Below are 19,522 nucleotides of genomic sequence, written 5' to 3' on the forward strand. Positions count from 1 at the left end.
GCGGGAAGCCACCCCGGGTATGCCGAAGAACCGAAATCGGGGTGACGCATCACACAGAAGCAGCTATGTGCCCGAATCGACCATGGGGGTGTTCCACCCATCGGGATATTGATCATCGCGACGACCTCCGTGCAGGCCACCACGGCGACGGCCGCCGCCGTCACGGTGCCCGAGGTGCGCGGGGAACGCCCGGTGAAGGCACAGCAGATCCTGGAGGCAGCCGGCCTGAAGGGCGAATTCAAGAGCGCCAACCCGGGCGCCGTCGCGGGCAGTATCCCCAACCGCGGACCGGGCGGCGGCGAATGCGTCGTCGCGACCACGGATCCGGCGGTCGGTGCCAAGGTGGCGCCGGGCACCGTCGTCACCATGACCAGCTCGGAGCCCGGCAGCATGGCCCATCCCGGTCATCCCTGCTGACCGACCGGCGGCTGCGGCAGTCTCAGCAGCGTCGGACCGCTGACGTACTTGTCGATCGGGCGCGCGGGACAGGCGCGAAATGTCGGATCCGGTCCGCTGCACTGCGGACCGGATCCGTCGGCGGAGCCGGTTGCCCGGCGCGCCGAGCTGATCACCATGTTCCGGGCGAACGTCGATCCCATGCTCGGCGCCGGCGACTTGGGGTTTCGGCGGTAATCGCCGAAAACAACGGATATGGCGTAAGTCCCGGGTCGGGACGGGTGCCGCGTTGAGTTCAGCTCGCTACTGGACCGTCTGGCCGCCCGAGCACATGGGCCTGGAGGCGGTTGCGCAGGTGGATTTCGCTCGGCGTCCGGGTTGAGGGCTGGCCACAGGCCCGCCCTCAACACTTCGAGGCAGAACCTAGGAGCCCTGCCTCATCATTGGCCCAATGATGTCGTTCCAGCCTGGCGTCCTCCGATCCCCCGTGATGGCGGCGGTATTGACAGCCCGCCGCTGCTGGCGCATCATTTAACTACATAGTTAAATAACCGAATGGTGTAATAAGCTCATGTCCGAGGATCAGCTCGACTCCGTCTTCGCCGCCTTGTCCGATGCGACCCGGCGGGCGATACTCGCCCGGCTCGCGGAAGGCGAGGCGACAGTCGGCGAGTTGGCCGAACCGTTCGCCATGAGCCTGCCCGCTGTCTCGAAACACCTGAAGGTGCTCGAGCGCGCCGGGCTGATCACCCGCAGCCGCGACGCGCAGTGGCGTCGTTGCCGACTCGAGCCCGCTCCGCTGGCAGCGGCGACCGACTGGCTGGAGCGCTACCGAATCTTCTGGGGCGATCGCCTCGATCGCCTCGACGAACACCTGCAACGCATTCGACACAAGGAGCTACCGTGACCGAACAGCTGGACCTGCCCCAGGGGGATCTGCGGCTGCTGGATACCACCATCGCGCGCGAACTGCTGGCGGCGAATCTGCCCGCTCGGCTGGCTTTCACCGCTGCCGACGGCACCCCACGCGTCGTTCCGATCAACTTCTGGTGGAACGGCGAGGAGGTGGTGATGACCGGATTCGCGCCCTCGCACAAGAACCGTGCGCTGCGCGCTCGTCCCGACGTCGCCCTCACCATCGACACCAACGACGCTCCGCCACAGGTGCTGCTACTGCGCGGCCGTGCCGAGATCACCGAATCCGACGGCCTGCTACCGGAATACGCGGCGGCCATGCGTAAGGGCGGCGACCCCGCGGTGGAGGAGTATCTGCGGTCCGTGGCCGGCATGGCGCCTCGGATGGAGCGCATCGCCGTGCGGCCCACCTGGGCCGCGGTGATGGACTTCCGCACCCGCTTCCCCAGTGGCGCACCCGACTGGATGACCGGACCGCGGCAGTCCGCCTGACCCGTGCGCGAATCCGAGAGAGCACACCTCATGAGCAACCGCGAATTCACCCTTGTCCGGATCTTCGACGCGCCCCGGGATCTGGTCTTCCGGGCCTGGATCGAACCGGAACAGATCGCCGAATGGGCCGGCCCCCAAGGCTTCACCACCCGCCGCGACAGCATCGTCGCCGAACCGGTCCCCGGGGGCCGCTACGAATCGATCATGGTCTCCGACGCCGACGGCACCGAATATCGCAGTGCCGGAGTATTCCGCGAGATCGTCGAACCGGAACGGTTGGTGTTCACCTGGGGTGACCCCACGGGCGATGGCGGCCCTGAGCACGATTCCGTCATCACGGTCACCTTCACCGATGCCGGAAACGGCAAGACCGCCTTGAACTTCCACCTCCTGGCTCCCGGCCCGTTGTCCCCGGACGACAGCGCGGCCCACGGCTGGGGCCAAAGCCTGGACCGCCTTGCGCGCACAGTGGCAAAGGGCTGAGGCCCACCAGGCCAGGCCTCAGCGATCTTCGGGTGGTGATGGAATGCCGAGGATTTCTAGGAAGGCGGCGGCAGCGGGGGAGTGGCCGTCGCGGCTCCAGACGATGTGTTCGACGCGGGTGGGGGCGTTGGCTACCTCGATGGTGGCCAGGCCGGTCAGCTGGGGTACGTAGGCCGAGGCGAGCATGGCGATGGCGAGTCGTTGCTCGACCAGCCGATTGATGAGGTACGCGGTGGTGACCTCGAACGCGACGTCGCGGGTGAGTCCAGCGGCTGCGAAGGCCTGATCGGCCTGGGCGCGGCCGGCGGTGCCCGCCGGCAGATCGACGAACACCTCGGTGGACAGCCGGGAGAGATCGACGACGGATTCGGCGGCGAGCGGGTGATCCGGGGCGACCACGGCGACCAGATGGTCGTGCGCGAGGACGTGGGATCGGACCCCCTGCGGCCGAGCCGTGGTCGGCAATCCCAGAAAGGCGATGTCGATGGTGCCGCTTCGGACCTTCTCGGCGAGGTCCTCGCTCGCGCCCGCGCACAGGCTGATGCGCACTTGGGGATGGTGAGACCGGAATTCGGCCAGGGTGGCCGGGACGTCCACGGCGGCGACGGTGGGGATGAGGCCCACCGCCAAGCGTCCACGGATTTCCCCGGCCGCCGCCGCCACCTCGGCCGCCGCGCGGTCCGCGGCGTCGAGGCACTGGCGTGCCGCTGGGAGGAAGGCCGCCCCGGCGGGCGTCAAACGTACTCGGCGGCTGGTGCGTTCGAACAGCTTCGCGCCCAATTCTCGCTCCAGGCGCGCGATTTGGTGACTGAGCGCCGATTGGACGACCCGGCAGCGCTCGGCCGCGCGAGTGAAGCTGTTGGTCTCGGCGATCGCGATCACATATCGCATCTGCTGCAACTCCATGCGATCAATCGTGATTCACGATCGTTGCCTTGACAAACATGTGTTGGACGCCGCGACCGTGCCGGGCAGAGACTTCGGTGGTCAACATTTCACCGGCACAAAGGATTTCCGCTGTGAACGACACTTCCCACGCTCGAGCCGCCACGATCGATCTCTGGGTCGATCCGCGCTGCCCATGGGCCTGGATCGCCACGCGGTGGCTACTCGAAGTCGAACAGGTGCGGCCCGTCGAAACCCGCTTCCACGTGATGAGCCTGTCCGTCCTCAACGACGGCCGGGAGGTGCCGGAGAAGTACCGGCAGGCTCAGCGCGACGGCTGGGGCTGTGTCCGCGTCTGCGTCGCCGCCGAGCAGCAGTACGGCCCCGAGGTGCTGCGACCGCTCTACCTGGCGATGGGCGCTCGAATCCATCTGGAGCAGGCGGGCCTCGGCCCCGCCATGATCCTGGCCGCGCTCGCCGAATGCGGTCTGCCGGCCGAACTCGCTGACGCCGCGGACAGCACCGCCTACGACGAGGCCCTGCGCGCCAGCCACGACGCGGGGATGAAACCGGTCGGCGACGCGGTCGGCACTCCCGTCATCCACGTCCCGGCCGCCGAGGGCGCACCGATCGCGTTCTTCGGCCCGGTCATCGCCCGGCCCCCGCGGGCCGCGGCGGCCGGCCGGTTGTGGGACGCCGTCCTGACGATGGCGTCCACCGACGGGTTCTTCGAGCTCAAACGCGCCCGTGACCGGGTTCCCGAGTTCCACTCAGCCTGACCGTTCTTCGCCGTTTCGGTCCACTCACCAGAAAATAGGCAGGGAAACCCATGTCCACATACGGGGGCCATCCGCTCTCACCGCTGCGCTCCTGGCTGGGCGTCGCCGTCATCACCGCCAGCCTGTTCACCTTCGTCACCACCGAATTGATGCCCGTCGGCCTGCTCACCCCGCTGAGCTCGGCCCTGCACGTGGCCACCGGTACCGCCGGGCTTATCGTCACCCTGTTCGGCATCTCCGCCGGACTGGGTGTACCGTTCCTGGTCGCCTGGACCCGGCGCGTGAATCGCCGTGCGCTGCTGCCGATCCTGCTCACTGTGATGGCGGTGGGCAATCTCGTCGTCGCCGTCGCGCCGAACTTCGGTCTGGTGCTGGTCACCCGCCTGATCATGGGTTTCGCGCACGGAATGTTCTGGGCCGTCGCCGTCAGCATGGCCATGCGGCTGGTGCCCGGACCGCACGCGAACCGAGCGGCCGCGATCGCGCTGTCGGGTATCTCGATCGGCACCGTGGTGGGAATTCCCTTGGGTACCTTCATCGGTGGCCTGGCCGGCTGGCGCACGACGTTCCTGATCTGGAGCGCGCTGGCGGTGGTCGTGCTGGCGCTGGTCCTCGTCACGATTCCGTCGCTGCCGTCGGAGAACGCGGTCGCGGCCCGGGAAGTCTTCGCGCTGCCCGTCCGTAATGCGGCGCTGCGCATCGTCATGGTCACGGTAATCCTGTACGTACTGGGCCATTTCGGTGCGTACACGTTCATCCGGCCGTTCCTGGAGAAGACGGATGCGGCATCGTCGGCCTTCATCACCGTGCTGCTGGTCGTCTACGGAATCGGCGGCGCGGCAGGCAATTTCATTGCCGGGCACGCCGTGGACAAGAATCCGCGCGCCAGCTTCGGAATCGCCTGCGGTGGTCTGGTGGTATCGCTGCTCCTGCTGCTGGGCGCCGGACATTCACCCGCCGGCGCGCTGGTGGCGATGACGCTGTGGGGTGTGTCGTTCGGCGCCGCGAACCTGTGCCAGATCAATCTGACCCTCGCCGCCGCACCCGACACCTTCGAGGCCGCGATGTCGATCAACACCCTCGGCTACAACCTGTCCATCGCCCTGGGGGCGCTCATCGGTGGCCTGTTCGCCGACCACCTCGGCGTCCGCAGCACCCTCTGGTTCGCGGTGGCGCTCACCGCGGCATCCGTGGTGCTTGCCGTGATCATGATCCGCGCGCCGCGCGAGACGGGCGATCACGATCGCTCATCGAGCCGGGCCGATGTGGCGGTGGAGGCATGATGCCCGAAGCTACTGCGGCACAGGACTATTCGTGGGTGGACGACCTCGCCGGTGTCGATCTCGACGAGCTGTCGAATCTCTACCGGATCGCGCCCCTCGGCGACAAACCGCCGCAGGCACTGCGGACGGTCTTCTACAACAGCAGGTACCTGTGCTTCGTCTACGCGGGCGACCGCCTCGTCGCGGCCGGACGGGCGCTGGCCGACGGGCTGGACTGCGCCTACCTCGCCGACATAGCAGTCCATCCCGACCACCAAGGCAAGGGCCTGGGCCGGGAGGTCATCGCGCGGCTGATCGCGCGATGCCGCGGACACAAGAAGATCCTGCTCTACGCGAATCCTGGCACCGAGGACTTCTACCGGCGGCAGGGGTTTCTGCCGATGAAGACGGCGATGGCCATCTGGCGCGATCCCGGAACCGCCATCCGCAACGGACTGCTCGAACCATGACCCCCGGACCCTCGAACCCATCAGCTCAGCGAAAGACGGTACAGACGATGACCACCGCAACATTTCGACAGAACACCACATTTCCCACATCGGACGGCAAGGGCTACGGCTATCTGGCGGTTCCGGAGACCGGAGCGGGCCCGGGCGTGATCGTCATCCAGGAATGGTGGGGACTCACCGATCAGATCGCCGGGGTGGTCGACCGGCTGGCCGCGGAAGGTTTCGTGGCGCTGGCGCCGGACCTGTTCGGCGGCAGGGTGACTCACAACGCCGCCGACGGGGCGAAATGGATGAGCGAACTCCCCGTCGAACGCGGTGTCGCGCAGCTTTCCAGCGCTGTCGATTATCTGCTCGCCCATGACGCCGTGACCGGCGATGCCCTCGGCGCGGTCGGCTTCTGCATGGGCGGGGGATTCGTGGTCGCCTTGGCCGCCGCGGTCGGTGACAAGATCACCGCAGCTGTCCCGTACTACGGCGCCGACGCCGGTGATGCCGACTTCTCCGGTCTGCGAGCAGCGGTCATGGGGCACTTCGGCGCATACGACACGGCAGTACCGCCCGAGCACGCCCGGCGATTGGCTGCCCGTGTCCGCGCGCACGCCGGTACGACGATCGAGCTGTACTTCTACCCGGCCGGCCACGCCTTCGCCAACGAGGAAAACCGTTCGGGCAACTACGACAAGGCCCAAGCCGGCATCGCGTGGCAGCGCACGATCGGATTCCTGCGTGGCGCTCTCGACCGTGCGAGTTGACCTCGGCGCACCGGGGCTCACGGGCCGGCTGTCGGCTTGCGGACACTCCTGCAGTCCGGCAGCTCGACCGGTATTCATCGACCATGTCGCCGAGCCTGCAGCGCGGTCGAGCCGCCGAGGCGAGGAACTGACGAAAGGAGTTGCTGCGCATGGCAACAGAACTGAAGGACGCAGTCGGACTGCGTTCGGAGCGCGGGCCGATCCTGGCCGCCATCATGCTGGCGAACTCCCTGGTGGCCTTGGATTCGACCATCATCGCCACGGCGGTCCTCACCATCACCCGAGATTTGGGGGGATTCGCCCAATTCCCTTGGCTGTTCAGCATCTATCTGCTCGCGCAGGCGGTCACCGTGCCGATCTACGGGAGTCTGGCCGATACGCTGGGCCGTAAGCCGATCATGATGTTCGGCATCGCGATCTTCGCGCTCGGATCACTGCTGTGCGGGATCGCGACCGATATGCCGGAACTCATTGTGTTCCGGGCGATCCAGGGGATCGGCGCCGGGGCGGTCGGCCCGATGTCCATGACGATCGCCGGTGACATCTACACGCTGCGCGAGCGTGCCCGAGTACAGGGCTACCTCGCTGGCGTGTGGGCGCTCGCCTCGGTACTGGGCCCGTTGCTGGGTGGGGTGTTCTCCCAGTACGTCAGCTGGCGGTGGATATTCCTGATCAACCTGCCGCTGGCCGCAGTCGCTGCTTGGACGATCCTGCGGCAGTTCACCGAAAGCGCGCCCCGCCGGACGCAACACATCGACTACCCGGGCACCGGTCTGCTCACCATCGGTGCCGGTGCGCTGATCCTGGCCCTGCTCGAGGGCGGGCAAGCCTGGGCATGGAACTCACCGACCGGCATCGCCCTCGTCGCGGCCGGGGCGATCGTGCTGGTCGCCTTCGGCAGATATGAGCAGCGGGCCGCGCATCCGGTTCTGCCGCCGTGGATCTTCACCCGCCGCGTCATCGTCGCCGCCAGCCTGGTGTCGCTCCTGGTCGGTGCGGTGCTGGTCGGGCTCACGACCTATGTCGCGACCTTCGCCCAGGGAGTACTCGGCAAAGGCGCACTCGTCGCCGGCTTCACCGCGTCGACGTTGACACTCGGCTGGCCGTTGGCGGCGTCCCAGGCCGGAAAGATCTACCTGCGCATAGGTTTCCGCGCGACGGCGATCATCGGCAGCTCGCTGGCCGCGCTCGGCGCGGCGTCCTTGATCCCGGTGGACAGCACATCGACGCTGCCGCAGCTCGCGGCGAGTTGTTTCGCCGTCGGCCTGGGCATGGGCATGATCGCCACACCTACGCTGATCGCGGCCCAGACCAGTGCCGAATGGTCCGAGCGCGGAGTGGTGACGTCCACGACCATGTTCGCCCGCAACATCGGTAGCGCGGTGGGGGTGGCGGTCTTCGGCGCGATCGTGAATGCCCACACCGGGCACAGCGCCCGTCCGGCCCCCGCTGCGCTGGCCTCGGCAGTCCACTGGGTATTCGTGGTCGTGGCGATCATGGCATCGGTCATGGTGGTGGCCTCGGCGATGATGCCCGCGAAAGCCCAGCCGGCCGGCTGAGCGCCACCGTCCGACACCGGGCCGGCGACGCGGATGCCGCCCGCGCAATGCTCTTCCAGCAATGCGCGGGCGGCTCCGCCACAGGGGCAGCCTGACGAAGAGACTGCGGCCGTAGTGCGGCGAATCGTCCGGGACTCCAGGCGTAGCCCTCCGGCACGGTGCCGTGCCGGAGGGCTACACGGTTATTGGAGGACGGTCACCCGTCCGGTGAGGATCGAGTGATCGGAGCAGTACCCGGTTCCGCAGGTCGGCAATGATCCTTGTGGCAGACGTGCGCCGCAATTCACCGCTGCTCCGCCGCTGCAGGGGCCTGGACCGATGACCGTTGCCGAGTAGGTGGTTCCCGGTGCGATGCGATCCTCGCGCACGAAGGCGAAGTCGATCTTCGGCGGCGCACCGCACGGGTTCGACTCGGTGGATCCGTAGTCGGTGGTCGTACCGTAACCGTGGCAGATCCCACCGTTGTCGTCGAGCTCGTGGTAATGCCCGGTGTTGTCATGGTTGTTGGGGTGTTGACCGCACTCGAGTAGTAGGGCTTCATCCGCCCCCAGTCCGGTCGAGCGTTGAAGTCACCGGCGATGATCACGGTGTCGCCGTTCGCGTGGTATTTCTCCATCTGAGTGAGAGTCGCGGCCAGTTGGAGAGTCCTGGGTGTTTCCGTGCTTCCCGGCGCCGGCGCGTTGTCCAGGTATGAGAGGTGGGCGGTGCAGAACCGCATGTGCGGCGCGCTCAACAGCTGATCGCAGAGCATATTGCGATGCTCGGAAGTGCCGTCGTCGGGCAACGTGATCCGATCAGCGGCCCCCAGCGGTTGCTTGCTGAAGATCGCGTTTCCGAACTCGCCACCATTGCACGTACTCGTACCGCCGGAGATAGCCGGAGCCCAGCGAGCGAAGTTGGCGGGGTCCTGAGGCCATCCCGCCGTCCGCAGTCGGGCGATGATGTCGTCGAACTGGGCATGGCACATCTCGTTGAACGCCGCGAAGTCGGAGTGGGTGCCGACAATCGAATCCGCCGCGGCGGCAGTCATGCCGTTCGTGGTCGAGTTCTTGTTCATCTCGTTGCCCGAGATGTTCCACTGCCAGACCGAGTAGGTGGCCACACCGTCGGCCGAGGCTGTGAGCGGCGGCGCGGCGACCAGCGCCACAACAGACGCGGCGAACGCTACCGCGAGGGTCCTGAATTTCACGGGCCGAACGATAATCGGCAGTTCGAGACGAACGATCCGGCCGCCTTCCCAGACCTGGGCAGCTCGGGCGGCGAAACACGATGTGGAATCGACACGCCGACACCGGCATCCCGACCGGGCCGCGGAGTCCCGGCACCCCGGCTCAGAAGCAGGTCCCGCGGAGCCACCGCAGCTTCGTCACCGTGACAGAGGAGCTACGTCACGGTCATCGCGCGGGTGCCGACCGGCTGGACTCGGATCCGCGGCCCGACCGCCGGTGTTCGCGTTGTTGAGCGGCCGCCGTAGCGGCGTCGCCGCCACGGCGAACCCGACTCCGCCAGCGGGGCCAATCCGGCGAGCAGGTCCGGTTCGGCGGTCGCCGAAACTCCGACGGCGCCACCGAGTTCGTCGACGAGAGCCAGTTGTCGAGCAGCCGCGCCCACCGCAGCACGGTCGGCACCGGCAGGTGCACCCCGGTAGGTCGCAGCATCATGGCGGCGGCCAGCTCGAACTCGTGAATATCGCCGTGCGACCTGAACGTCCGACCGCTTATTTTCCCAGTTCAGGGGTAGTCGCGCATCGTCAGGGTAGCCGGGGAGGGTGTGAGGAGCCAGAAGATGAGCACCACCATTGTGATCGTGATCGTCGTCCTGGCGATTGTGATCGTTTTGCTTGCGGCCTGGTTGTCGCTTCGCGCACGGCGTGAACACCGCCGGGTCGAAGCTCGCAGCATCCGTGACCGCGCGGCAGAACAAGAATCCGAAGTCGCTCAGCGGGAGGCCCAGGCGGAGGAGGCCGCTGCCCGAAGCCGGATGGCAAAGGCTGAAAGCGAGGCCAAGGCGGCGCAGGCCGAGCAACTTGCTCAGCAAGCACACGCACATCGCGACGAGGCGGCAGATTCGCGAACCGAGCTGGACAAGGAGTGGAAGCGCGCGGATAAGGTCGATCCGGACTCGAAGTCGGATGAGACGCAACAGAGAACCGACCCCGAACAGACGCCGCACAACCCCTGACATCGACCCGATAATTCCTCCTCTGTCAGGGTCTCAGGTACACGAGCACCGACGTGGTCACAACCACGTTCGAGTTCGTGGTCACGCCCGAGACGCATGCCAGCCGCGGCGGGGGACACGAGCAGCTCGGGCAATTCACATCCTTTCGAGGTCGGCATGGTGCAGGGAGAACGGCAGGCTGCTGGGTGGTGACCGATCGCTGCCCGCGGCTCTTCGTGTGAGCCTTCGGCAGGGCTGCCGGTACGCGGTGACGTAGGCGGGTAGTCGCCGTGCATGGATGTCGATGACGAGGCCACACCCGGTCCGGAGTCAGGACCGCTCACCCCGGAGCCGGTATGCACGCCGACTTACACATCAGAATCCGATCATCCCGGGGGTGTGCAGCGTTCGATCACTCCCGAGGAATCGCCGGGCAGGACGGAATCCGAACTCTCCAGCGACCGAGACCGCACCGAACAGCGCGGTGCCACCGAGGCGCCGGAGCACGGTCACAGCGATCTGGTCGCGCAACCCCATACCGGCCACGAAGGCGGACCGATCATCGCCGCGGAAGCAGAAGCGGCGCGGGCCAGCACAACGCAGCACCCACTGGGTACGCCCGGGCGACGATTCGATCCCCGATCGCCGTTCTTCATCGGCATGACGGGCGCTGCCGGCGTCGCGGTGACCTACGGCGCGATCCAGGCGCTGATCGCCGCCAGTCAAGTGCTGCTCTTGATCGCCACGGCATTGTTCCTGGCCATCGGACTGGAACCCGTGGTGTCATGGCTGGTTCGCCCGCGGTTTCCGCGATGGGCGGCGGTGACCGTGGTATTCCTGGTCGCGTTCGGCTTGCTGGCTGGGTTCCTCGCCGCAGCGATACCCCCGCTGGCCGGTCAAGGCAGCGCGCTGGTCCATAACGCTCCGGACTACGTCGATCATCTCGCGCACCGATATCCGCTGGCCGAGACACTCGACACGCGTTTCCATCTCCGGGACCGGGTCCAGCAGGCGGTGGGTTCCGATCCCGCGAAGCTGGCCGGTGGTGTCCTCGGCGCAGGGCGCCTGGTGTTCAGCATCGTCAGCGGTACAGTGATCGTCGCGGTGCTGACCGGCTACTTCATGGCCAATTTCGCACAGGTCCGTGCCTCGATCTACCGGCTGTTTCCGCACTCGCGCCGACCACGAGCGATCCTGATCGGCGACCAGATCTTCGCGAAGGTCGGTGGCTACATCCTCGGGAACCTGGTCATCTCGGTGATCACCGCGGTGCTGACCTTCATCTGGCTGCTGATCTTCGACGTGCCCGACCCGCTGCTGCTGTCCGTCCTGGTCGCCGTCCTCGACCTGATCCCCGCAGTGGGTTCCACGATCGCCGGGGTGGTCGTGGCGCTGGTCGCGCTCACCGTATCTCTGCCCGTGACAGTGGCTACCGTCGTCTTCTTCATCGTTCTGCGGTTGTTCGAGGACTATGTGCTGGTGCCCAGAATCATCGGCAGAACGGTCCGCGTGCCGGCGATCGTGACGGTAGTGGCAGTTCTGCTGGGAGGCGCGTTACTCGGGTTCGCTGGTGCCCTGCTCGCGATCCCGGTCGCCGCTGCGGTGCTACTGATTCTCAGTGAGACAGTGCTGCCCTCACTGGATCAGCGCTGATTCGCCCAACGGGCCATATCTGACGTGACCCCGATGGTTGGGTCCGGGGTTTGTGAGAGTCCGGATGCCCAGGATTGTGGGCGTGACCTGACCCCATGATTTCAGTCCGGGGACTGTGAGGAGCCGTTGTGGCCCATAACGGCCGCCTGCGCGACGAATGCCTCAACATCAACAGCTTCTGGTCGCTGACCCACGCTCGGGTCGTGATCAGCGACTGGAAGGGCGAATACTATTGGGACACAACGTATTACAGTAGCGGTATATTCCTCGTGCATCCATAACGTGAGGGAGATCATGGCTGGGAATCCCCCGGGCGTCGCAGCCGCCACACTGCTCGCCATGATGGCGCTGACTGCCTGCTCAACGGCGGCCACCACCACATCGACACCAAGCCCCACAGGCCCAGCTCCGACCACGGCAATACTCGCACCCACCGGGACAACAGCCGTTCCCCAACTCGATTCGACGATACAAACCTCGGATGACTACCGCATTCCCGGCGGTGGCTACCCGCGCTACCAGTTCATGTCTCCGTCGAAGGAACTCAAGTGCACGGTGCAGACATACCGTAGCCAACTCATGGTGACGTGCGACGGTAAACTCGGCCCGCCGAACTCGGGTCCCATTCCACACTGTCCCGACGACCATCGCGAGGCGCATATCGGCGCGGACGGTTCCGGTATCGACTGCACCACGATCAGCCAGATCGACAGTATGACTTACCGTGACGAGAACAACCGAATTAAACCGGTGGTCCTCCCCTACGGGCGAACCTTGGCCATCAACGATGCCTTCTGCACGATGAGCACCACCACAATTCACTGCGAAACGCCCGGCCACGCACTGACTGTCTCCAGCGAACGCACCGAATTGCACTGACCTCCCGACGATCGAGTTCGGATCGATCTCACCAAACGAGACGTCACAGCGGCTGGGAGGACGAATGCAACCATCGCCGAAGACATTCCGCGGTGGGGCTACCGAACGCCGGCCGGGTACGCTGCAACCTGCATCCACCGATAACCGGGCTCTCACGCGCGGTGGACCGAGTCGTGGGGTCCCGTCACGGGCTGGGATCGAGCGTCGCCAGCGGCGGCACATGTTGTTGGCGACGTAGATCGTTGTCAGCGGTGTGGTCGGCTACGTCGCGCGGTGGTTGTCGTCGGTCTTCTTCCGGATTGTCGCGCCGAGTGGTGTGAACGTGCCATCGATGCTCATCAACAATCTGACCTGGACCGCCGCACTGCCGCCGGCGTTGTTCGGAGTGTCGACCGGCCTGCTGGGCGCGGCGAGCAAGGTCAGGCACGGTGAGTCGGCCACATCGGAAGACAGTGCGGACCTGGAGATCTCGTTGGCGAGCAAATTCAGTCTGCGCCCGGTGGTCTTCGCCAGGTCGGTGCCAGGTTCCACCGCATGACTTCTGCACCGCTAGTCGTCGGTGGCGGCGCGGCGGTTGCGCTTAGTGACGCCACGACGCTTCTTCGCGGCGATACGACGTTCCTTGGCTCCGCGCGAGGGCTTGGTGGCGCGGCGAACCGGTGGTGGCGCGGCGGCAGCATCACGTAACACCGAGGCCAGACGTTCGCGAGCGGCCGCGCGGTTCTGCAGCTGGGCGCGTTGCTCGGATGCTGCGATCGTGAGGACCCCGTCGACCAGCCGGGTGGCCAGGCGGTCGAGCATCCGGGTGCGCAGCCACTCCGGCACGGAAGGCGAGTTGGCGAGGTCGAACGACAGCTCGACTCGGCTGTCCGTAGTGTTGACGTTCTGCCCTCCCGGACCGGACGAGCGTGAGAACCGCTCGCGCAACTCGGACGCGGGGATCACCAGTGTCCCAGTCACGATCATGTCCTCGGCCACAATCAGCCCCTGTGCTCGGTCCTCCGCCAGATCGCCGGCCACCTCGGACCCGCCGCCTTCCACGCTCCCGAGCCATCCTGCCGGAGCCGACAAATTGCTCGGAACGTTACCGAGGAAGTCCCCGAGGTCTATCTGTGGTCCGAGTATCGACTGCGGATTCAGGCCACCACATCAGAGTCCTGGAAGATCTGCTCCTCAGGACTGTAAGAGCTCGAACTCGACGATCTCGGTCGCCCCCGTGAGGGCCTCCGCCAGCACCCGCGCACGGTCGGCGACACCCGGCGCCGCCAGCACCGTCTGCCGGTCCGAATCCCCCAACGGACACCGGGCGGCGAGCGAGTAGAGCCGCTCCCCGGGCGAGCCCGAGAGATCCGCCGTCGTCGGGATCCGCGGCACGCCACGCTCGCGGCGCTGGGCCAGCCGCGTCAGCGTCTCGCGCAACCGGATCACAGCGGCGTCGACCTGCTGCAGCGCAACCCACTCCGAGCCGTTCTCTTCGTCCGGCCAGACCGCGATCTCGGCCCGCGGATACGGGTCGTCGGGCAGCCAGCACACCACCTTGATGCGTTGTCCCGCAACACAGTCGAGAGCGAACCTCCCGCCGGACATCTGGCGGTGGTTGCGGATACGCACCAACACACCGACGTCGCTGCGCTCGTCACCACCACCGACCTCGTGGCCGCGCGTGATGAGCACGACCCCGAAGTCCGGTCCATCCGGTGCAGCGAGCACGTCGTTCACCAACGCCTGATAGCGGGGCTCGAACACGTTGAGCGGCAACTCCGACCCCGGCAGCACCGTCGCGCCGAGCGGGAACATCGGGACCGTCCGCACGAGATCCGTCACAGCAGCCTCGATCTCGGGACGGGCAGGTCGGCCACAGGGGCAGGCCCGGCAGTATCCGAAGCCTGCACGGTGTGCGACCACGACCGCAACCAACCGATGCCGAGACCGTGCGGGGGCCGCCGGCCGACCAACTCAGCGCCGCACATGAGCGGATCCTCCGCCGCAGCGCGACCACCCCTCCGCGCCTGGGACAGGCCCGCGACGAGCTTGCCGAGCCTGTCTCGCAGCTCGAGTTCACCTGCGGGGACCGACCACCTCCGCGCGAGGGGCGTCTGCGCACCTGCGGTATCGCCGTGGTCGAGCAGGCGCTGCGCCTCCGTGACCGCGGCACCCAGGTCCGGTTCGGAACTCACCTGTTCGTGCGCCATGTGGGCAAATCTATCCCCACCGATACGGTTCGGACCACAAGGTGGTCCGGCGCAGGCCTATCTGGCCGAACTCGCGCACTGGTGCGGCGCACGAGTTCTGGTCGAGGTCGGTCCCGATCCGGCCGACATCCGGGCGCCCGCAAGCGAACTCGCGTACGAGGGGCTGCCGAAGAGTGTCGACCCTGAGGTTATCGTCTGGATGTCGTGTGGATTCCGCGCTGCGAAGGTGGACAGCCAGCCCGGTACCAGCACCGCACCGTCGGCGACCTCCCGGCCACAGCCGGCCGGATCGAGCAAGGTACTCACCGCGGACTCGGGGGCAGCATCCGGCGGGCGCCGCCGGTGACGGTCCACGCAGCGCCGCTGTGGTCGACGCCGGTAAGGCCGTCGAGGTAGGCGGTTCCGACGAGGGCGAGGGTGGCGGGGTCGTCGAGGGCGGCGAACGTGAGGGTGTCGGCGGCGGTCCAGGCCGTGGACCACAGCAGCCGCCGGGTCATCTGTGCCCAACCCAGCGTCGGACCGGTCACTACCCATAGGTCCGCGGGCGCGGCGGCGAGGCGGCGGGCCTGCCGCAGCCAGGACGCGGCCGTCTCGGGCCAGGTGACGTGCACGGCGACCCGGCCGCCGGCGTTCTCCCACCGTTCGGTGAGCGCGGCCGTCGCGGCCAGAGCGCCAGGGGTGCGCCCGGATCCCAGGGCGAGGGTGTGCGCGCCCCGTTCGCGGGCAAGTATTGCGAGAGAGTCGATTTCGACGGCAGTGGCGGACACCTCGTCGCCGGTGACGGGCCGGATCGAGAGCAGGGGAGTGGTCATCGTGTCGTCTTCCAGGTTCGGTAGCGGTCGGGGCAGCACACCGCGCACGGCCGGTATCCGGCGGCGATCGCCGTGGCTTCGTCGGCGAAGAACACCCGGTACTTCACGTAGCCGCCGGCGGCGACGGCCCGCAACGCCGACGGGCAGTCGAGGCGGCCGTAGATCCGGCCGCGCCGGTATCCGCCCCACGCCCCGGCGGTGTCGGAGCGGTAGGGCCGCCCGGCCGCGTCGAGCAGAAGGTAGGTGCGGGCCGGGGCGGTCATGCGGCGTCGTGGAACACCAGGGCCAGGGTGCGGCGGTGTCCGGATCGGACCGTGGACCCGCCGTGGCGGACCGGGGCCGCCGACCAGCCCCGCGCGGACTTCACCGGCCGGTCGCGGGTGGTGAACACCAGCCCGTGCCCTTGGGGGATGACGGTGGCGTTGCCCCGGGACTGGGCACGCGGGCGTTGCTCGACGAGCAGGAACTCACCACCGGTGTGATCGATACCGGGCCGGTCCAGCCGCGACCGGGGCGTAGCTGCGGGTCTGGCCGTATCCGATCTCGGGCAGGTGCTGCTGCACCAGCTGCCGGAACCCGTGCGAGAGCGACAGGTCCAGCGGGACGTCGAACGCCGTGCGGCGGTAGGCGAAGTACTCGTCGAGCTCGCGGCGGACCTCGGCCAGCTGGGCCGGCGCGCGCAGGATCCGGGGGCCGATCTTGTGGACGAGGGTGTCGAGAACACGGTCGTGGTCCTCGCGGGCGTAGGCGACGCGGATCGGGCCCTTGCCAGTGGCGGCGAGCAGTAGTGGCCCGACGGGGGTGTCGGTGACGGTGTAGGCGACGTCGATCAGATCCGCCTGTGCCGCACGGGTTTCCAGCATTCGGTGCAGACGTGCCAGGGTACGCCACAGTCAGAACAGCCTGCCCGCGCTGACGACCGCTGGCTCCTCGAGCTCGAGCAGGGCCCGCTTGCGCTCGAGTCCTCCGGCGTACCCGGTCAGCGAACCGTCCGCGCCGATCACCCGATGACAGGGGACGAAGACACACAGCGGGTTCGCTCCGACGGCCTGCCCGACGCGATAGGCCAGGCGGCGGTCGCCGAGGTTCTCCGCGATCTGCCCGTAGGTGGTGGTCGTGCCGTACTCGATGGCGGTGACCTCGCGCCATACCCGCTGCTGGAAATCGTCACCGGCCGCGTGCAACGGCAGCTCGAAGGTCCGGCGTCGGCCGAGAAAGTATTCCAGGAGCTGGCCCACGGCTTCGCCCAGGACCGGGTCGTCGACGAACGACACTTCCGGGCCGAGGGTTTCGGCAGCAGGGCGGCGGATGTGGTGGCGGAAGTACAGGCCAGTGACCGCCGGGCCGGTCGCGACGATCGTGACCGGGCCGAGCTGGGCGGTGTCGATCACGGTGTGCCGAGTGCTCATCTGCGCATCCCCTTTTCTGACGTTCTCGACCTGTAGACGCGCGGCAGTACCCGAACGTGAGATCCGGCAGAGCACCGATTTCCGGGAACTTCGCAATCCGAGATACCAGCCGGCGTGCGGAACGGCGGCTCGCACCCGAACTGTCTCCTGTCGGGTGGAACCCGTTGCCGGGCGCGGCGGTACGGCTGTGACTACAGGCCGTATCTGTCAATGGCAGGTTGTATCCGTCCACCAGTAGCGACCGAGTTCGTCTAGCGGTCCTCCGACCATGAGTCTCGAACGGCCACAATGCTTCCCGGACATCCGCGGGCGGCGGGAGGTCGCGCCGGCTGCGCTCGGACGACTTGGCGCCGGCGGCGATGGTCTTACGCCGGGGTGCGGATGCGGCGGCACTGAGGGCGGAACCGGGGCGGAATCGAGGTCCGCACAGACTGTCGGTGCCCGTACCTAAGCTGTCCCGAATGTCGACCTTTTCCATGCCCGACCTCTTGTCCTACGCCGACGTGGACGCCCGCATGGGCGGCGTGCTGTCCGCCGAGTTCGAGGGAGCGGGAGACGAGCCCGACGATCCCACGGTGCTGTTCTTCGAGGGCGACCTCACCCTCGACGGGGATTTCCTGTCCGCCGTCGCCGAGCTGCGCGGTGTGGACGCCGACGCCTACAGCGACGGCGACAGCGATGTCGAGTTGATCGTGGTGACCGGTGACCTGACGGTCGACGGCCCGATCGCGCTCTACGAGGACCGGCCCGGGCTCTACGTCGGCGGCCACACCCGGGCCGCGACGCTGGAAGCTGGCGACGCCGAGATCCGCATCCACGACGGCACCTTCACCCACATGGTGTACGGCTATTACAACCACGGCACCCTGGCGGCCGGGGTGATCGACACCCCCTGGGTGATCCACTTCGACCACTACATGGCACTGTCGGCCCCGGGCGCGCGCTGGGTGGACAACCTCGGCGTTTGCGACCGGGACGCCGACTTCGTCGCCGGGAACGGCCTCGGCGAGGCGTTCGTGGCCGAGGTCGTCGACGACGAGGGTCGCCTGGACATCGACGCGTTCCTGAACCGGCTGCGTGCCGGGCTGCCCGTCCTGCGGCCCGGGGCCCGATCGGCGCGCGAGTCGGCGGCCGCGACGCTGGACGACCAGGTGTCCCGGGCCCTGGCCGACCGGACCGACCATCTCGACCTGACCGGGCGCAAGCTGAAGGCGTTCCCCGCCGAGGTGCTTCGGATGCCGTGGCTGCGCACCCTGATCCTGGATCGCAATCCGATCCGCGAGCTGCCCGAGGAGATCGGGACGCTCACCGCACTGGAGCACCTGTCGGTGCGCGCCTGCGGGTTGACCGCCCTGCCCGGATCGATCGGCGACCTGGCCGGGCTGCGGGTACTGCGGGTCGCCGGCAACTCGTCCCTGGACGAGAACGAGGTCGAGTTCACCCTGCCCGCCGCCGTCGGGCGGCTGTCCGCGCTGGAGGAACTCGACATCTCCGATCTGTCCGTCCAGACCGGCGCGGAGTACGAGGTGGGACAGATGCCGCCCGAGTCGACGCGATTCCTGCTGCCGGACACCTTCGGCGGCCTGGTCGGGCTGCGGAAGCTGGTCGCCGACGGCACCAACGTCGTGTTCCCCGACTCCGCGCGCGGCCTGACCGGCGTCGAGGAGGTGTCGATGTCCGGCAGTCCCGCCCGGTACCTGCTGACCTTCCCCGAGGTGGTCACCACCTTCCCCAACCTGCGCCGGCTCGATCTGAGCGGCAACAACTTCGACACCGTCCCGGACAGCTTGCTCAACTTGACCCGGCTGGTGGGCCTCGACCTCAGCGGCAGCCTCGGTCTGCTGCGCGACCCGCTGCCGGACCTCGGCCGCCTGCCCGCGCTGCGGGTCCTCGGCTTCGGCGGGCAGAGCAGCCGCGGCCCGGAGCCCGGGCACGTCTTCCTCCGGGAGTTGTGCGCCATGGAGCTGACCGGTCTGGAGGAACTCCGGATCGACAGGTGGCGCCGGGACGGCAAGCGCCGCCGGATCAAGCCCGAGTACTTCGCCGGGATCGGGACGTTCCGCCGGCTGCGGACCGTCGACCTGCGGTTCAACGGCCTCGAAGACCTGCCGCCCGACTTCGACACGCTCCCCGACCTCGAGGCCGCCGACCTCTACGGCAACCGGTTCCCCCGGGAGGTCCGCGACCGGATCACCGCCGCGCACCCGAGCGCCCGGATCGACTTCGGGGTCGTAGGGGTCCACCGGGCCCGGGCCGACTCGTTCGGCGTTGGCGTCGTCTATTCCCAGGCCTGACCAGGTCACCGTGCCCTGGGGGCTGCACTTTCCGATGGCCGACAACCCGCAGCTCGTGGCGGATGCCATCGACCGCTGGCACCGCAGCCGTGTGGCCCGTGCTCAACCTTGAATCCAGATCCCACTGCCA

The 19,522-nt window shown here is 67.7% G+C and carries 23 protein-coding genes and 3 pseudogenes; 15 read left to right on the forward strand and 11 right to left on the reverse strand.

All coding sequences use genetic code 11. The features are described from left to right. The first annotated feature begins 108 nt into the window (after window positions 1–108). The 4 genes from EBN03_RS15325 (at window position 109) to EBN03_RS15340 (ending at window position 2,286) form a co-directional block, all read left to right on the forward strand. Window positions 109–417: a PASTA domain-containing protein gene (locus EBN03_RS15325; protein ID WP_158675627.1), complete on the forward strand. Its 309-nt coding sequence runs from the start codon at window positions 109–111 to the stop codon at window positions 415–417. A gap of 550 nt (window positions 418–967) precedes the next feature. Beyond that, window positions 968–1,303 (forward strand): ArsR/SmtB family transcription factor, encoded by a 336-nt coding sequence (locus tag EBN03_RS15330; protein ID WP_122188685.1) that lies wholly within the window; start codon window positions 968–970, stop codon window positions 1,301–1,303. Further along, entirely contained in the window at window positions 1,300–1,803 is a 504-nt protein-coding gene (locus tag EBN03_RS15335) for a pyridoxamine 5'-phosphate oxidase family protein (RefSeq protein WP_122188686.1), read from the forward strand. Before EBN03_RS15330 ends, EBN03_RS15335 begins: the two co-directional genes overlap by 4 nt. 30 nt (window positions 1,804–1,833) lie before the next feature. Beyond that, window positions 1,834–2,286 (forward strand): SRPBCC family protein, encoded by a 453-nt coding sequence (locus tag EBN03_RS15340; protein WP_122188687.1) that lies wholly within the window; start codon window positions 1,834–1,836, stop codon window positions 2,284–2,286. Between the two features lie 18 nt (window positions 2,287–2,304). Here the strand turns inward: EBN03_RS15340 and EBN03_RS15345 are convergent, their stop codons facing one another. Continuing rightward, window positions 2,305–3,192, reverse strand: coding sequence for a LysR family transcriptional regulator (locus tag EBN03_RS15345; RefSeq protein WP_122188688.1), 888 nt, complete (start codon window positions 3,190–3,192; stop codon window positions 2,305–2,307). Window positions 3,193–3,305: 113 nt separating this feature from the next. Here EBN03_RS15345 and EBN03_RS15350 point away from each other — a divergent pair, with 113 nt between their 5' ends. The 5 genes from EBN03_RS15350 (at window position 3,306) to EBN03_RS15370 (ending at window position 7,993) form a co-directional block, all read left to right on the forward strand. Then, window positions 3,306–3,950, forward strand: coding sequence for a mycothiol-dependent nitroreductase Rv2466c family protein (locus tag EBN03_RS15350; protein WP_233608402.1), 645 nt, complete (start codon window positions 3,306–3,308; stop codon window positions 3,948–3,950). A gap of 50 nt (window positions 3,951–4,000) precedes the next feature. Further along, complete coding sequence (locus EBN03_RS15355) at window positions 4,001–5,233, forward strand: MFS transporter (RefSeq protein WP_122188689.1); 1,233 nt, start codon at window positions 4,001–4,003, stop codon at window positions 5,231–5,233. Next, a complete protein-coding gene (locus tag EBN03_RS15360) occupies window positions 5,233–5,682 on the forward strand; it encodes a GNAT family N-acetyltransferase (protein WP_122188766.1) in 450 nt (149 codons plus the stop codon). The genes EBN03_RS15355 and EBN03_RS15360 overlap by 1 nt, the downstream gene beginning before the upstream one ends. Before the next feature lie 47 nt (window positions 5,683–5,729). Next, on the forward strand, window positions 5,730–6,434 hold the full coding sequence (locus EBN03_RS15365) for a dienelactone hydrolase family protein (protein WP_122188690.1): 705 nt from the start codon (window positions 5,730–5,732) through the stop codon (window positions 6,432–6,434). A 149-nt stretch (window positions 6,435–6,583) separates the two neighbouring features. Continuing rightward, a complete protein-coding gene (locus EBN03_RS15370) occupies window positions 6,584–7,993 on the forward strand; it encodes an MDR family MFS transporter (protein ID WP_122188691.1) in 1,410 nt (469 codons plus the stop codon). 283 nt (window positions 7,994–8,276) lie between these two features. Here the strand turns inward: EBN03_RS15370 and EBN03_RS15375 are convergent, their stop codons facing one another. Beyond that, entirely contained in the window at window positions 8,277–9,140 is an 864-nt protein-coding gene (locus EBN03_RS15375; protein ID WP_199742780.1) for an endonuclease/exonuclease/phosphatase family protein, read from the reverse strand. Window positions 9,141–9,376: 236 nt separating this feature from the next. Then, on the reverse strand, window positions 9,377–9,604 hold the full coding sequence (locus tag EBN03_RS15380) for a hypothetical protein (RefSeq protein WP_122188692.1): 228 nt from the start codon (window positions 9,602–9,604) through the stop codon (window positions 9,377–9,379). A 174-nt stretch (window positions 9,605–9,778) separates the two neighbouring features. On the opposite strand from EBN03_RS15380, the gene EBN03_RS15385 reads away from it, so the two are divergent. From EBN03_RS15385 to EBN03_RS15400, 5 genes and pseudogenes are all read left to right on the forward strand, one after another. Beyond that, entirely contained in the window at window positions 9,779–10,174 is a 396-nt protein-coding gene (locus tag EBN03_RS15385; protein ID WP_147471598.1) for a hypothetical protein, read from the forward strand. Between the two features lie 498 nt (window positions 10,175–10,672). Then, window positions 10,673–11,806, forward strand: a complete 1,134-nt coding sequence (locus EBN03_RS15390) for an AI-2E family transporter (RefSeq protein WP_233608409.1) — start codon at window positions 10,673–10,675, stop codon at window positions 11,804–11,806. Between the two features lie 119 nt (window positions 11,807–11,925). Further along, window positions 11,926–12,087 (forward strand): annotated as a pseudogene (locus EBN03_RS34555) (integrase core domain-containing protein); the annotation flags it as partial. Window positions 12,088–12,145: 58 nt separating this feature from the next. Then, a complete protein-coding gene (locus tag EBN03_RS33760) occupies window positions 12,146–12,685 on the forward strand; it encodes a hypothetical protein (protein ID WP_147471599.1) in 540 nt (179 codons plus the stop codon). A gap of 331 nt (window positions 12,686–13,016) precedes the next feature. Further along, window positions 13,017–13,223: a hypothetical protein gene (locus EBN03_RS15400; protein ID WP_147471600.1), complete on the forward strand. Its 207-nt coding sequence runs from the start codon at window positions 13,017–13,019 to the stop codon at window positions 13,221–13,223. 11 nt (window positions 13,224–13,234) lie between these two features. On the opposite strand, the gene arfB is transcribed toward EBN03_RS15400, so the two are convergent. From arfB to EBN03_RS15445, 8 genes and pseudogenes are all read right to left on the reverse strand, one after another. Next, window positions 13,235–13,651, reverse strand: a complete 417-nt coding sequence (gene arfB, locus EBN03_RS15405; RefSeq protein ID WP_199742792.1) for an alternative ribosome rescue aminoacyl-tRNA hydrolase ArfB — start codon at window positions 13,649–13,651, stop codon at window positions 13,235–13,237. A gap of 207 nt (window positions 13,652–13,858) precedes the next feature. Continuing rightward, the gene (locus EBN03_RS15410; protein ID WP_407671151.1) at window positions 13,859–14,509 is read right to left on the reverse strand and encodes an LON peptidase substrate-binding domain-containing protein; all 651 of its coding nucleotides are present in this window, start codon (window positions 14,507–14,509) and stop codon (window positions 13,859–13,861) included. Next, on the reverse strand, window positions 14,506–14,877 hold the full coding sequence (locus EBN03_RS15415; RefSeq protein WP_122188697.1) for a hypothetical protein: 372 nt from the start codon (window positions 14,875–14,877) through the stop codon (window positions 14,506–14,508). Before EBN03_RS15415 ends, EBN03_RS15410 begins: the two co-directional genes overlap by 4 nt. Before the next feature lie 302 nt (window positions 14,878–15,179). Continuing rightward, window positions 15,180–15,689 (reverse strand): hypothetical protein, encoded by a 510-nt coding sequence (locus tag EBN03_RS15425; protein ID WP_122188699.1) that lies wholly within the window; start codon window positions 15,687–15,689, stop codon window positions 15,180–15,182. After that, window positions 15,686–15,952, reverse strand: coding sequence for an Ada metal-binding domain-containing protein (locus EBN03_RS15430; RefSeq protein WP_122188700.1), 267 nt, complete (start codon window positions 15,950–15,952; stop codon window positions 15,686–15,688). Before EBN03_RS15430 ends, EBN03_RS15425 begins: the two co-directional genes overlap by 4 nt. After that, window positions 15,949–16,176, reverse strand: a pseudogene (locus EBN03_RS15435) (2OG-Fe(II) oxygenase); the annotation flags it as partial. The gene EBN03_RS15430 and the pseudogene EBN03_RS15435, both read right to left, overlap by 4 nt. 13 nt (window positions 16,177–16,189) lie before the next feature. Further along, window positions 16,190–16,552, reverse strand: a pseudogene (locus EBN03_RS15440) (methylated-DNA--[protein]-cysteine S-methyltransferase); the annotation flags it as partial. 30 nt (window positions 16,553–16,582) lie between these two features. Further along, window positions 16,583–17,098 carry a methylated-DNA--[protein]-cysteine S-methyltransferase gene (locus EBN03_RS15445; RefSeq protein ID WP_122188702.1) on the reverse strand — a complete coding sequence of 172 codons (516 nt, stop codon included), beginning with the start codon at window positions 17,096–17,098 and terminating at the stop codon, window positions 16,583–16,585. A gap of 461 nt (window positions 17,099–17,559) precedes the next feature. Between EBN03_RS15445 and EBN03_RS15450 the strand changes: the two genes are divergently transcribed. Beyond that, window positions 17,560–19,392 carry a leucine-rich repeat domain-containing protein gene (locus tag EBN03_RS15450; RefSeq protein ID WP_122188703.1) on the forward strand — a complete coding sequence of 611 codons (1,833 nt, stop codon included), beginning with the start codon at window positions 17,560–17,562 and terminating at the stop codon, window positions 19,390–19,392. Window positions 19,393–19,522: the final 130 nt, after the last annotated feature.

This window comes from Nocardia stercoris (assembly GCF_003696265.1).
Classification (GTDB): domain Bacteria; phylum Actinomycetota; class Actinomycetes; order Mycobacteriales; family Mycobacteriaceae; genus Nocardia; species Nocardia stercoris.

Excerpts from the sequence above, each read along its gene's own strand:
- EBN03_RS15330 (WP_122188685.1), top strand. The coding sequence starts at position 968 with ATGTCCGAGGATCAGCTCGACTCCGTCTTCGCCGCCTTGTCCGATGCG.
- EBN03_RS15340 (WP_122188687.1), top strand. The coding sequence starts at position 1,834 with ATGAGCAACCGCGAATTCACCCTTGTCCGGATCTTCGACGCGCCCCGG.
- EBN03_RS15345 (WP_122188688.1), bottom strand. The coding sequence starts at position 3,192 with ATGGAGTTGCAGCAGATGCGATATGTGATCGCGATCGCCGAGACCAAC.
- EBN03_RS15355 (WP_122188689.1), top strand. The coding sequence starts at position 4,001 with ATGTCCACATACGGGGGCCATCCGCTCTCACCGCTGCGCTCCTGGCTG.
- EBN03_RS15360 (WP_122188766.1), top strand. The coding sequence starts at position 5,233 with ATGCCCGAAGCTACTGCGGCACAGGACTATTCGTGGGTGGACGACCTC.
- EBN03_RS15365 (WP_122188690.1), top strand. The coding sequence starts at position 5,730 with ATGACCACCGCAACATTTCGACAGAACACCACATTTCCCACATCGGAC.
- EBN03_RS15370 (WP_122188691.1), top strand. The coding sequence starts at position 6,584 with ATGGCAACAGAACTGAAGGACGCAGTCGGACTGCGTTCGGAGCGCGGG.
- EBN03_RS15385 (WP_147471598.1), top strand. The coding sequence starts at position 9,779 with ATGAGCACCACCATTGTGATCGTGATCGTCGTCCTGGCGATTGTGATC.
- EBN03_RS33760 (WP_147471599.1), top strand. The coding sequence starts at position 12,146 with ATGATGGCGCTGACTGCCTGCTCAACGGCGGCCACCACCACATCGACA.
- EBN03_RS15400 (WP_147471600.1), top strand. The coding sequence starts at position 13,017 with ATGCTCATCAACAATCTGACCTGGACCGCCGCACTGCCGCCGGCGTTG.
- arfB (WP_199742792.1), bottom strand. The coding sequence starts at position 13,651 with ATGATCGTGACTGGGACACTGGTGATCCCCGCGTCCGAGTTGCGCGAG.
- EBN03_RS15415 (WP_122188697.1), bottom strand. The coding sequence starts at position 14,877 with ATGGCGCACGAACAGGTGAGTTCCGAACCGGACCTGGGTGCCGCGGTC.
- EBN03_RS15425 (WP_122188699.1), bottom strand. The coding sequence starts at position 15,689 with ATGACCACTCCCCTGCTCTCGATCCGGCCCGTCACCGGCGACGAGGTG.
- EBN03_RS15430 (WP_122188700.1), bottom strand. The coding sequence starts at position 15,952 with ATGACCGCCCCGGCCCGCACCTACCTTCTGCTCGACGCGGCCGGGCGG.
- EBN03_RS15445 (WP_122188702.1), bottom strand. The coding sequence starts at position 17,098 with ATGAGCACTCGGCACACCGTGATCGACACCGCCCAGCTCGGCCCGGTC.
- EBN03_RS15450 (WP_122188703.1), top strand. The coding sequence starts at position 17,560 with ATGTCGACCTTTTCCATGCCCGACCTCTTGTCCTACGCCGACGTGGAC.